The organism is Bdellovibrio bacteriovorus (genome assembly GCF_025558485.1).
GTDB lineage: Bacteria > Bdellovibrionota > Bdellovibrionia > Bdellovibrionales > Bdellovibrionaceae > Bdellovibrio > Bdellovibrio bacteriovorus_G.
In genome coordinates this window covers 1,509,473-1,521,901 of record NZ_CP102930.1, presented here as the reverse complement: position 1 = coordinate 1,521,901, position 12,429 = coordinate 1,509,473, and the positions used below count along the sequence as shown (strand labels likewise).

Below are 12,429 nucleotides of genomic sequence, written 5' to 3'. Positions count from 1 at the left end.
GTTTCCATGAGTGATCACAAAAATTACGTCTTTTTGATGGATTGTGCAGATTTTTCCGAAGCACAAGTGGTTCGTTCCTTTTTGATGGCGCAAGGGCTGCACCCTCGCGTGAAAGACGAACAAACTCGTGGCGTGGCTCCTCACTTTGAGCAGCTCTTGGGAAAGCTGACTCTGGAAATTCCCGAACACGAATACATGGAGGCCTCTCAGCTTCTGGAAAGTCGTGAACAACCACGCATTCAAATTGTCACCGTTTCCGAAGTTGATACCGAAGCCCTGGCAAAAAAAGCCTTGTGGAATGCCATCCTGGGGTGTGTCTTTGTTCCTTTGATCTGTAACTTCTACTCGATGGTTTTAGGTTACCGCGTGCTTCGACAAGAGCGCCCATTAGGATCTGTCAGCCGTAAAAGATTGCTCTTGGCGATCTTGTTCAATTCAATGGCTTTTTACGGCTGGCTCTATTTTGGTCCAAAGCTGTTTCCGAACTTTTTCAAATTCTGATCTGTTTTTACACACCGGACTGCCATGCCATTATAGAGAATCCACCCGGCAGGGTTAATCTTATGGTATGAGCAGAGCAATCTCTTTCCTATTCGCAGCCTTCTTTACTGGCTCAATCTCTTTTGCGGCTCCGTCCATGACGATTGTCGGTCAGGACTATGAACCTTTCTATTTTAAATCCGGCACTTCCGGAGTTCAGGGGGCGTGCTACGAAATCATCCAGCGCCTTTGCCAAATGGAACAGGTTCACTGCAAATTCAAAGTGGCTCCGTTAAGACAATTTCTGGCTATGCTGAAAGAGGGAAAAGCGGATATTGGCTGCCCGATCTCAGCCTCCCCGCAACGGGAAACAGTTTTCTTTATGAGCCCGGTTTTTTCCACGCGCTATTCTTTCTTTGGCGCTGAAAACTATGTCAAAAAGATCAAAGGCTATCCCGACTTAAAGGGTATGAAGGTCGGCGTTTTCAGCCCTTCGATGACCGAGGTCAGTCTGCAAAAAATCCATGAGTTTTCAGACAAGGGCTTCACCATACAACCCGAAACCACTGTCTTTGTGTCCTTAAGAAAACTGCAAAACAAGGCCTACCCCCTGGCCTATCTGAATCGCGATGTAGCCCAGACCTGGATTCAACGCACCCGCAGTCAATTGCTGGAAGTTCCCAATCTGGGGGAATCCGTCAGCTACTATATGGCCTTCTCAAAAAAGCGCTTTAATCAGACGCAGTTTTCACGTCTGGAAGGCCACCTGCTGGAAATGCGCAAGAATCGCTTTCTGGAAAGCATTGCTGAAAAATACAAAGTCCATCTGTTTGATGGGGCTCCACGCAACCCCTGACGTTTCACTTTGATACATTGGGCGTGTTCATCTTTTTTTCATGTCAGGATTTACAACCGTACGGGGAAAAATCAGTCTCAATAAAAAACTGACACATCAGATCTCTTAGATTGCAGCCTGGCTGAAATTCCAGAGATTTCCATGAAACATTCTGCTTAGAACATTGACTCCTCCGCTTGTCGGCAGCACATCCCCATGGAACATTCTAAGCATTTGATTCCACTATTTTATTTACTGTCTTTTCAGTTCTGCCGAAAAGCACCAAAGATTGGTTTAAGCATTGCAATAGCATCCTGACAGTCAATGGGTGGGGAAACAACATGAAATCAAAAATGATCAGATCCGGTCTTACACTGGCTTTTCTTTTTACCACGGTCACCGTCTATCAAAACTGCGCCCCACAGAATGTGAACTTTGAAACCTCTTCCGATGAGCTGGCCAGCCAGGTTCGCGGTCTGGGTGAGGCCTCCATCACTCTGAATGACGGAAATCCTTTTACCTCCAACAGCACTGTTCAGGTTAAAATCAATGCCGTGGAAGCCACGCATGTTTATCTGACAGATGATTCCAGCTGTAAAACCGGTGGAACCTGGCAGACGATCTCTGCAACAAAGCCCTGGGATCTAAAAAGTCTGAACGCCCTTAACTTCGTCTATGCAAAGTTCCAGAAAAAAACCCGTCTGTCTGAAATGGATTCTGATTGTTATTCAGCCTCTATCACTCACGATGATATCGCCCCCGTGGTGATCCTAAACCAAAAACCGGACAGTTTAAGCGCTTCCAATGAAGCCCGCTTTTCAATGCGTATCAATGATGACCTGAGCGGTTTGGACTATTATGAATGTCAGGTTGTTGGCACCGGGAAATTCACTTCCTGCGACAGTGTCAAAGACCTGACGTCCTTACCGGACGGAGAAAAACGCTTCCAGATTCGTGCGGTGGATCGTGCGGGCAACCGCTCTGAAATCGTCGAACATTCCTGGATTGTCGATACGACAGATCCGGTTGTCAGTATCACTTCCAAGCCCGCAGCCAACGCAGCATCCAGCCACGCTGTTTTTGAATTCGCCGCTGACGATGGCCAAGGCACGGGCATTGCGCAAACCCGCTGCGCCCTGGACAGAGCCGCTTTGAAAGCCTGCTCTTCCCCGGCTTCTTATTCCGGCTTGCTGGAAGGAAATCACACTTTCACGGTTCAGGCCATCGATCAGGTGGGCAATATGTCAGCACCGTTGACTTACACCTGGAAAAGTCAGGCCTCCAGCACAAATGACTTTTCCATTCTGGGTTTGACTGGCGGTCAGGACACGATCAAAGACAAATATCTTGGATCTGTTTTGCAACCCACGGTTCATTGGTCAGCATCCCCGGGCGCCAGCGGTTATCGTGTGGCAATTTTGAATGCCGCAGGTTCTGCCGTGGTCTGCCCTGAGGTGGCAAGCTCAGCCACCTCTTATGCGTTTACCTCATCACAATGTACATTGGTGAACGGTACTGCTTATAAAGCGCGCGTTGCCGCCTATACGACTGCCGGTGCCATCAAAGTGGCACCACTTTATGATTTCGCTGTTGATGTGACAGCTCCGGTGATTACTGTTTCGGCGCCGAAAATGTCTGAAGATCAGAAGCAGGCGACATTCTCTCCGTTCTCGATCAAAGACACTTTATCCGGCATGAAATCATCAAGCTGTGTTCGTAAAATGGGCACGGCTTCAGAATCCATTAGCAACTGCCATTCTCGGACCTCACTGGTGTTTAAAAATCTTTTGCCGGGTGATCATACCTTGACCGTCACCGCCACAGATGCCGCGGGGAATGTTGCGACAAAAGCCCTCGCCTTTGTGGCCAAGAAAATTGTCTGTGATCCGTTCTCGACCAGTGCCATTTCCTGCCGTCAGGGCTGGAAAGGCAGCATTTATTATTACGCTGGCGAAGGCGGTGGCTGGACGCAATTGAAAGATTATTTTGAAAAAGGCACCGATGCGAATGTGATTCTTTATATGTCACAGATCTTCGTGCCGACCCGCACTTTCTCTAACGGCTTCCCGACAACGGACGGCGATTTGGTGAAAAAGAAAGCGTCTGACGGTGGCAGCAAACTGGTGGAATGGTTCGCGCTGCGCATGAATACGATCATGAAATTAAAATCCACAGACACGGCTGGCTACTATCAGTTTGCCCTGCTGTCGGATGACGGTTCCAAACTTTATATCGCTGACAGCAAAACAGCTTCGTTCAAGCAGGTCATCGACAATGACTTGAATCATTCCACCAAGATGGCTTGTTCCACCTCAGCGATCTATATGGATGCCAGCTCGAAAAAACCGGCCCGACTGGAATACTATCAAGGTCCTCGCACGGCCATCGCCCTCAGTCTGGTGTACCGCAAGGTTTCCAGTGCGACTCCGCCAACGGCAGCTCCGTGCGGTGACGTGACTCAGGATTTCTATGGTTATATGGACAACAACACCGGTGTTTATACTGGCAGTAAGTATGAAGAGGCCATGAAACAAGGCTGGAAACCGATGACCGCCGACAACTTCCTGCTGGACGAAACCATTCCGTAATTTTTGATTTCTTAAAAAGAAAAAGCCCCGGCGTTTTGCACCGGGGCTTTTTTGTTTTTGAACTATTCAGGATCTAATTAAAGACCACGGATCAGGTTCAGCGCACTGCCCGCGCGGAACCATTTCAATTGTTCTGCGTTGTAAGTGTGTTTCAACTCGATGGATTCAGTGGAACCATCTTTGTGTTTGATGTTCATTTTCACTGGTTTGCCTGGAGCAAGATCTTTCAGATCTACCAATGAAACATGATCTTCTTCCTGGATTTTGTCGTAATCTTTTGGATTTACGAACGTCAAAGCCAGAACACCTTGTTTTTTCAAGTTGGTTTCGTGGATACGAGCAAAAGACTTCGTGACAACCGCAGTGGCACCCAGGAATCTTGGGCACATTGCCGCGTGTTCACGGGAAGAACCTTCACCATAGTTTTCATCCCCGATGATAACCCAGCCTTTGTTCGCCTTTTGGTAAGCACGAGCCACCTGAGCGAATTCTGCTGTTTCACCCGTCAGAAGATTTTTACCTTTACCGATTTCACCTGTGAACGCGTTATCCGCCCCCAACAACATGTTGTTAGAAATGTTGTCCAAGTGACCACGGTAGTTCAACCATTTACCACCCGGAGAGATATGATCTGTCGTGCATTTGCCTTTTGCTTTCGCAAGAACCAAATTATCAACGAAGTCCTTACCATCCCATTTAGTGAATGGAGCCAAAAGCTGCAAACGCTCGGAAGTTGGGCTGACCGCCACTTGAGCTGCTGCACCCGCTGGTTTTTGGTAACCTTCAGTGTCAGGGATGAAACCTTTAGCAGGAAGTTCCGGAGCCACTGGAGCCTGCAACTTCACTTTGCCTTTTGGTCCTTCAAGTTCGTCTGTTGCCGGGTTGAAGTCCAAACGACCAGCCAGACCCAACGCCATCACAATTTCAGGGGAACCGATGAATGCCAAAGTTTCAGGATTCGCATCGTTACGTGCACGGAAGTTACGGTTGAAGGAAGTCACGATAGTGTTCTTCTCTCCAGTCTTAATGTCATCACGCTTCCATTGACCGATACAAGGACCGCAGGCATTTGCCAACACAGTCGCGCCCACTTCGTTGAAGGTCGCCATCTGACCATCGCGCTCGATGGTTTTTTGGATCTGAGTGGAACCCGGGGAAACCAGGAACGGCTGATTCATTTTCACACCGATATCCATGGCTTGTTTTGCCACGAATGCCGCACGACCGATGTCTTCATAAGAAGAGTTCGTGCAAGAACCAATCAACGCAGAGGAAATCTTGATTGTGTAACCTTTTTCCGCCGCTTCTTTTTTCAAAGCAGAGATTGGGCGAGCAATGTCCGGAGAGTGAGGACCCACCAGATGAGGTTCCAAAGCAGACAAATCGATTTCGTAAACTTCGTCGAAGTACTTGCCAGGGTTTGCCACAACGTCAGCATCCGCAGCCAAAAGTTCCTTGTGACCGTCAGCCACTTTGGAAAGTTCGTCACGACCTGTGGATTTCAAGTAAGCCGCCATGCGATCATCGTAAGGGAACACAGAGCAAGTCGCGCCCAGTTCCGCACCCATGTTTGTGATAGTTGCTTTACCTGTGCAGGAAATGGAAGTTGTGCCTTCACCGAAGTACTCAACGATCTTGTCAGTTCCACCTTTAACAGTCAGCATTCCGCAAAGTTTCAGGATCACGTCTTTTGCAGACGCCCAGCCAGTCAGCTTGCCTTTCAAGTGAACACCGATCAGCTTAGGATTTTTAACTTCCCAAGGCAGGCCCACCATCACGTCAGAAGCGTCAGAACCGCCGACACCCACAGCACACATACCCAAACCACCCGCATTCGGAGTGTGAGAATCTGTACCGATCATCAACCCACCTGGGAACGCGTAGTTTTCCAGAATAACTTGGTGAATGATACCTGCGCCTGGTCTCCAGAAGCCGATGTTGTAACGGGAAGAAGTTGTTGCCAGGAAGTCGAAAACTTCTTTGTTGGACATGTTGGATGCTGTCATATCAGCATCTTTACCTTTGTACGCCTGGATCAAGTGATCGCAGTGTACAGTGGAAGGAACAGCAGCTTCATCTTTACCTGCAAGCATGAATTGCAACAAAGCCATTTGCGCCGTTGCATCTTGCATTGCCACGCGGTCCGGTCTCAAAAGCAGGAAGCTTTCACCACGAACCAATTCTTGATTTTGTGGGTCGTCCAAGTGACCGAACAAAATTTTCTCCGCCAAAGTCAAAGGGCGGTTCAAGCGATTGCGAACAACAGCCAATCTTTCAGCTGTCTTCTTGTAAACGTTCTGCGCCATTTCAGGCGTAGTTTCGATTTTGGAAGCCATTGTATTGCCTTTCTTTGAAGAACGCCCCATCCTAATGAAAATCAGTTGAAATCTCAACGAATCCGGCACGTTGCGCGAGGCATAATGGACTTAAGGCTTTTTAAGAATATAGTGATCCTCACAGGCGCTGGAATCTCGGCTGAAAGCGGGATTCGCACCTTCCGGGACCAAAATGGCCTTTGGGAAGACCACCGAATTGAGGATGAACATTTTGAATGGCTTTCGGATCTGGCCGTGGAGGAACCCTGCCCTCATTGTGGGCGCCGCGGCGGAGTTCGCCCCGACATCGTCTGGTTCGGGGAAATGCCCCACCATATGGAAGAAATCTATGAAGCTCTGGACAAGGCCGATTATTTTGTTTCGATAGGAACAAGTGGCAACGTCTATCCCGCAGCCGGATTCGTAAGGCTGGCGTGGAAAGCGAAGAAAATAGAAATCAATCTCAAAGACACCGAGATCTCCCCCGCGTTCGACAAGCACTTTATCGGCCCGGCATCCACGGAGGTTCCTCGGTTTATCACGGAGTTCCTGGAATAATCCGAGCCCCGTTTTCAAGCCTACCCCCCGTCCCCTCAATATCAGTTCTTGTTGTGGTATCCCCTCTGCAATAACTTCCCTGTAACTTGAAATTTACGTCAAAATGACGTAAAAACCTCATGGATCAAAGAGGTTCATAAACATGAATACTAAAAAAAGAACTGATGCTCTGGAGATGATGGAATCAAAATGGGGCCGTCTGTCTGTTGCCAAACTGTTGACTTCATGGAGAACCACGGACGAGTTATCACAGACACAGTTTGCAAAAAAACTGGGTATGTCTGTGCAAAGCCTTTGCGACCTGGAAAAAGGACGACGTATCCCCACACCGGGCCGGGCCGCAAAAATTGCAAAAAAAATGGGCTACCCCGAAATGGCCCTTATTACCCTGGCCATTCGGGATGCCCTTTACGCTGACGGATTTAAGTATAACGTAAAACTCGAAAGCGCTTAACGACTACCAGCCAGAATAGCAGCGGCTGGAAGTGATGACCTTGTCGGCGTCGCGAACCATGTACAGGCAGCTTTCGTAGGCCATGTGCAACTGGATGCGAACGTGAGGGATCACCTCACCTTTGACAGTGATCACGCGGGAAGGCTGCGCCTCGATATCCAGAACTTTCGGCAAGGTGCAAAGCTCTTCAAAAGTGAAGTCCTCTTGAGCGGCCACAGCTTTGATCGCCGCGATATAACGATCACTGTGAGCCCATTTTGTGCAAAGATCCCCTTCAGCAAAAGCTGCTGAAGAAACCACCATAGTCAATGCTGCCAATAGAATGCGCATTTTCATTTCCTCCTTCAGGATTATTAAAGCCAGCGGACCTTAATGTCTGCTCTGGCTTTTCACAACCTGATTTGCCTTCAGCACAGAAATCGAAAATGCATTGAGAATATCAGCCTGGCACTTCGCTCAATACCCCGGCGCTCCGGCTTCGTTTTCGCTACCCTTCAGATGGGGCTGCTCACGATGAAAAAGTTCGAGATAGTCCTGATAGCCTTCGTGTTTCAGATCTTTGACGGGAACAAAACGCAGCGCAAACGGATTCATCCAGTAATCCCCTTGGGCACGAATCAATATGGGCTCCCCGGTTTTGCCATCCACAAAAAGACCTTCGATCTCTTCCCCACCGATGTCATTCAAATGGCGAAAGGGAGAATAATCCGGTGTCATAGGAAACCTCCTTGGTGCGAGCCTCTATTTTCGGCCTCGCCCGCCGCCTCTGTCTATTTGCCACTAAGCAAAACAGCGCTAATTTGTTCTTGGCATTCTGCTTCTGTTCGATAGTCTAGAGGCATGATTCAACTTTTATTTGTCCTGACACAACTAGCTTTCGCGGCTCCACAACAAGCTGTGACTTATTACGACCGTCCCTGCTACAGCGATGATGGGGATGTTCTGACCACACACCTGCAAATTCAGACCGACCAATGGATTCTGACTCATATTGCTTACGAGGAAGACGCCTGCCAACAATCCTATCTGGCATTTGAAATCCAGTACGGCGTGCGCACCGAAGGCGGAAATGTCGATATGACAGTGACAGAGTCCTCTTACACTCCCCTGACGGAAGAGGTCGCCGAGGCTTTAAACATGGTTCACTACTGCGACTATACGGACTGGAGACGCGGGGAAAAGAAAATTGTTTCCGGCTATCTATGCGATGAATACAAAGCCCCGAACGTGGGGGATAAAACTTATTCGATTTTTAAAACTGAAGCCAAAGACGGTATGGAACTTTTCTATATTGGCACGTCTTCACAGGAAGGCAGCGGAAAGTCCCCTTTTCAACGCCACAAAAAGTTTGAGCGCCTGCCATTTTATAAGCGATAAAAACATAAAAAGGGCCGGATATCTGACCCTTTTTATATCGTTATCCTGGCGTTCTTATTTTACCTGAGCCAAATATTTATCCAGACGGTCTTTATGCATCAGGAACTGCTTTGACAGATCCTGAGAGCCGGTTTTCACTTCAGCCATATTCACCGGATTCCCCACCTGAATCACACCGACCATCGCCATGGCAATGTGGGCTTTACATTCATAAACGTACACGCCCTCTTCAGTGACTTTCGTGGTCACCGCTTTACCGATAGCGCCCTTAAAAGGTTTTGCGCCTTTGGGGATTGTCACAGAAGACACATCGTGCGCCGGATCTGTAGGCACGAACTTGATGGTGTCGCCTTTATTGACCTTCAGGAAACCGGGTTCAAAAACCATGATTCCGTCTTTTCCGTTGTTCAGCATTTTTACTTCGTGAGTGGCTGCTTCAGCCATGCTTGCAGCGAAGGCCAGACTCAGAAGAGTTGCAGAGAGAACAAAATACTTTTTCATACGAGCCTCTTTTCTTTCTTGGCCCGATTTCACTCCTGCAAACTCAAATAGTCAAAAGAGACGAAAAAAGCGCTCTAAGTGAGAGCGCTTTTTTCAATTCTGTTTCATTCGGTTTTCAGTTACGTCGCAAGGGGTGCAACAAACTATTGCTTCACGCTTTTTTTATTCTCAAAGATATAAGGGTAAAATACATTTACTACTTTGCCCTTTTTCTGATTCTGCAATTTTTCAAATTTCGTCTGGCGAATCGAGGTTTCAATACAGCCATTCAAAGCCGCAGATGCAGGACGAACACGATTTTCCTTAAACTGGAATTGCGTCACTGTGCCTTCTGAATCAAAACTGAAATCCACCACCACTTTTCCAACCGGGATGGACAAATTCTGTGCGGCAGCCTCTGCCACCGTCTGGTCATAACATTTTTTCAGTTCAGCCATCGCCAGATCTTTGTTCGTGTGATGGGCACTTTTTAGTTTAACATCAGTCTTGCCTGGGGTCAGTGTGATCATGGGTTCTGGCATTTCTGCCTGACCCGTTGCCGGAGCAGGCTCCACAGCGGGGGCTTGAGCCTGAAGTTGAACTGACAAAAGCAATGCTGATACCAATACAAATGTTTTCATAAGACTATTTCTCCTCGACGGCCGACACTACAGAGTTTAGAACTTTTTTCGCCTGATCGACCTGTGTCCTCATCGTATCTTTTTCTTTCATTTTGCCAAGCATTTCTTCCGGAGCAAAACTCAGGGTTTGGAAGAACTCAAAGCTCTTGGCAACAGCGTCACCGTGGTCACGGCGAATGCTTGGCGGGATCATTTCCAACAGGCGTTCGATTTCAAGTGCTGCCCCACCACTGCCGGAAATTTCCCCCAGCACGGTGTAGAACGTGTTTGTCATTTCAACGCCAACCTTGCGATAGTCGTTCTTGGCATAGGCACCATCAACGACCTTAAAGCGTTTTTGCACCAGCTCTTTCAAGCTGCGACGACGACGGCCCCAACCGAACTCACGCTGAGCTTTGACCAGCAACACAGCAGACGCCACAGAATATAGCACCGCCCAGAACCAGGGGCGATAAAGGACACTGGCTTCTGCGGCTGGCTGCCACTGCATCAACGGATCTGGCAGACGGTTTTCCACCTTAGCTGGAGTTTGTTTTTTCGTATCAGCCATCCGGGAAGACGCCCCGACTGGAGCGTTGGGATTGTTCGACACCTGAAGTGTAATTGGTTCGGTGGAACGGCTGTAGTACTTGCTGGTTTGTGGATCAAACATGCTGACACTTAAGCCCGGGATGACCATCTGGCCTTCCTGACGTGGGATCACCATGACCTCAAACTCTTTATAGCTTCTGCCGTTTTTAAAGAACTTGGATTCAGACTTGCTGTCGTATTGCTCCAACCCGGTCGGCAGATTCAAAGCCGGAAGATCAATCATCTTGGCGTTGCCCGCCCCCTCAAAGCGAATCTTCAGACTGAAGGGCTGATTGACCAGCACATTGGGGCTTTCCACAGAAGCGTGGAATTCAAACTGCCCCACGGCACCGGTAAAGTCCGCCGGACGCCCTTCCAATGGCAAAGGTTTTACTTTGATAGGCACGCGTGCAGAGCTTTTGGTGTACTCATAAGGCTTCCCGTAAAAACCAAATCCTTGAGCTGGCAAGCGAACGCGGGATTTGATTTTGTATTCATCAATCGTCGCCGTTCCGGGCTTGATCGGAAAAAGAGCATGAGACGCCAACAGAGCTTTTTTCCAAGGCACACCATTGACGATTTCCTCCATAAACTGAATGGAAGGAACTTCCTCGATGATCTCTTTCCAGAAACCTTTCAGACTTGGGAACTTCAGACGATCCAGGGTTTCCATCTGACCGCGCGTGTAGATGTACCAATTCACCGTCACTTGTTCGCCCTCAAAGACTTCTGCTTTATCAACTTCCACAGAAATAAAGAAGGCTTCGTTGGGATTGGTTGGCAAACTGCGGAAAGCCGCTTCCGGCAGATTTGAAGCTGTCGGATAACCGTTATACTGGTCTTCCTGAGCCTGCTGCCCACCACCCAAAGCGCCGCGCATACGATTGCGCAACAACTGATCAAAAATTTCCTGTTCAGCGCGATCCATTTCTTCAAACGGATCATCAAAACCCGGCATGGTTGGACGCTTCGGTGGTTTCGGTACATTGCCCTGGGCATCGTTACCAACTTTAATCACAACAGGCTGGGTACGGTGGACTTTACCGTCGACCACGACCTCGAAAGATCCCACGCTTAAAGTTCCGGTTTTTTTCGGGGCCATCTGATAATGAAACTCCCGGCGACGCTGGGTTTGGAACTGCATTCCAGAAGGAGTTTCCACCAGTTTTTGAGCCACAGCCGTGGACGGCCAGCTCTGTAAAAGATCAAATCCATCCAGATCCGGTAAACGCGGGTCCTGAATATTCACATCGTCCGTGGTAACAACCACCACGCTGAAAGTAAAAGTATCCCCCAAGCCCATCTCATTGCGATCAACTGTGGAGGTCACAGTGGTCCCTGCTGCCTGAGCAAAAAGCCCAAAGAAAATAAAACTCAGAAAGAACAGGAAATTACCAGTCTTTGTCACGAGGCTGCTCCTTCACATCTTTGCGATTGTACTCGGCACGGATCTTTTCTTCCTGCTGCTTCAGCTCGCCCAGGATTTTTTTCACATCAGCTTCAGACAGCTCTTTACCGTTAAACGGACGAGGCTTGTATTTTTGCGACTGTTGCTTCTGCTTGCCCTCTTGGGGGTCTTTTTCCTGATCCTTTTGATCTTTCTGATCCTTGCCGTCTTGATTTTGCTGATCCTGATTTTTCTGCTGGTCACCCTGTTGTGGCTGGTTCTGTTGACCTTCACCGCCACCTTGACCTTTTTGCTGCTGAATCAACAATTCGATATTGGTTTTAACTTCATTGGAAGAAGGAATGATTTCCAGCGCCTTTTGATAAGCTGCCAAAGCCTCATCCACCTGTTTGGATTTCCCCAAAAGCTGCGCCTGATTAAAGCGCGCCATAAACACCAACGGGAAGTTCTTATCCAGCAATGCCAGTTTTTCGGCTTCCTTATAAGACTGCAAAGCCTTTTCAGCCTGCTGCTGCCCTTCGAAACTCAAACCCAAATTCAAATGCAACTGCCCAATAAACGGATCATACCGTAAAGCCTGCAGATACTTCTCCATCGCCGCCGGATAAGTCTGCGCCGTAAGAGCATTATTAGCCTCACGATTCAACTCCAACGTCTTCAAATGAGGCCGCCCCGGCCCACATCCTATTGATGCCAACACAAAGCCCATACACAAAGCCTTGG

13 protein-coding genes are annotated in these 12,429 nt (G+C 48.5%); 6 read left to right on the top strand and 7 right to left on the bottom strand.

Going from position 1 to position 12,429, the window contains the following annotated elements:
* Positions 1-6 precede the first annotated feature (6 nt).
* The 3 genes from EZJ49_RS07655 to EZJ49_RS07645 all read left to right on the top strand — a co-directional run bounded on the left by EZJ49_RS07655 (position 7) and on the right by EZJ49_RS07645 (position 3,903).
* Entirely contained in the window at positions 7-501 is a 495-nt protein-coding gene (locus tag EZJ49_RS07655; RefSeq protein WP_262555666.1) for a hypothetical protein, read from the top strand.
* Positions 502-568: 67 nt separating this feature from the next.
* Positions 569-1,336, top strand: a complete 768-nt coding sequence (locus EZJ49_RS07650; protein WP_262555665.1) for a substrate-binding periplasmic protein — start codon at positions 569-571, stop codon at positions 1,334-1,336.
* Positions 1,337-1,656: 320 nt separating this feature from the next.
* Positions 1,657-3,903, top strand: a complete 2,247-nt coding sequence (locus EZJ49_RS07645) for a hypothetical protein (RefSeq protein ID WP_262555663.1) — start codon at positions 1,657-1,659, stop codon at positions 3,901-3,903.
* Positions 3,904-3,980: 77 nt separating this feature from the next.
* On the opposite strand, the gene EZJ49_RS07640 is transcribed toward EZJ49_RS07645, so the two are convergent.
* Positions 3,981-6,239, bottom strand: a complete 2,259-nt coding sequence (locus EZJ49_RS07640; protein WP_262555662.1) for an aconitate hydratase — start codon at positions 6,237-6,239, stop codon at positions 3,981-3,983.
* Positions 6,240-6,323: 84 nt separating this feature from the next.
* Here EZJ49_RS07640 and EZJ49_RS07635 point away from each other — a divergent pair, with 84 nt between their 5' ends.
* Both EZJ49_RS07635 and EZJ49_RS07630 read left to right on the top strand, forming a co-directional pair.
* The gene (locus EZJ49_RS07635; RefSeq protein WP_262555660.1) at positions 6,324-6,776 is read left to right on the top strand and encodes a Sir2 family NAD-dependent protein deacetylase; all 453 of its coding nucleotides are present in this window, start codon (positions 6,324-6,326) and stop codon (positions 6,774-6,776) included.
* Positions 6,777-6,918: 142 nt separating this feature from the next.
* Complete coding sequence (locus tag EZJ49_RS07630; protein ID WP_262555658.1) at positions 6,919-7,230, top strand: helix-turn-helix domain-containing protein; 312 nt, start codon at positions 6,919-6,921, stop codon at positions 7,228-7,230.
* A 3-nt stretch (positions 7,231-7,233) separates the two neighbouring features.
* On the opposite strand, the gene EZJ49_RS07625 is transcribed toward EZJ49_RS07630, so the two are convergent.
* Both EZJ49_RS07625 and EZJ49_RS07620 read right to left on the bottom strand, forming a co-directional pair.
* Positions 7,234-7,560 (bottom strand): hypothetical protein, encoded by a 327-nt coding sequence (locus tag EZJ49_RS07625; protein WP_262555657.1) that lies wholly within the window; start codon positions 7,558-7,560, stop codon positions 7,234-7,236.
* 126 nt (positions 7,561-7,686) lie between these two features.
* Positions 7,687-7,947 carry a peptide methionine sulfoxide reductase gene (locus EZJ49_RS07620; protein WP_262555654.1) on the bottom strand — a complete coding sequence of 87 codons (261 nt, stop codon included), beginning with the start codon at positions 7,945-7,947 and terminating at the stop codon, positions 7,687-7,689.
* Between the two features lie 123 nt (positions 7,948-8,070).
* Between EZJ49_RS07620 and EZJ49_RS07615 the strand changes: the two genes are divergently transcribed.
* Positions 8,071-8,607, top strand: a complete 537-nt coding sequence (locus EZJ49_RS07615; RefSeq protein ID WP_262555652.1) for a hypothetical protein — start codon at positions 8,071-8,073, stop codon at positions 8,605-8,607.
* Between the two features lie 54 nt (positions 8,608-8,661).
* On the opposite strand, the gene EZJ49_RS07610 is transcribed toward EZJ49_RS07615, so the two are convergent.
* The 4 genes from EZJ49_RS07610 to EZJ49_RS07595 form a co-directional block, all read right to left on the bottom strand.
* Positions 8,662-9,108, bottom strand: a complete 447-nt coding sequence (locus EZJ49_RS07610; RefSeq protein ID WP_262555651.1) for a pseudoazurin — start codon at positions 9,106-9,108, stop codon at positions 8,662-8,664.
* A 143-nt stretch (positions 9,109-9,251) separates the two neighbouring features.
* Entirely contained in the window at positions 9,252-9,728 is a 477-nt protein-coding gene (locus EZJ49_RS07605; RefSeq protein ID WP_262555650.1) for a hypothetical protein, read from the bottom strand.
* Between the two features lie 4 nt (positions 9,729-9,732).
* On the bottom strand, positions 9,733-11,706 hold the full coding sequence (locus EZJ49_RS07600) for a BatD family protein (RefSeq protein WP_262555648.1): 1,974 nt from the start codon (positions 11,704-11,706) through the stop codon (positions 9,733-9,735).
* Positions 11,690-12,367, bottom strand: coding sequence for a tetratricopeptide repeat protein (locus EZJ49_RS07595; RefSeq protein ID WP_262555646.1), 678 nt, complete (start codon positions 12,365-12,367; stop codon positions 11,690-11,692). Before EZJ49_RS07595 ends, EZJ49_RS07600 begins: the two co-directional genes overlap by 17 nt.
* Between the last annotated feature and the right edge of the window lie 62 nt (positions 12,368-12,429).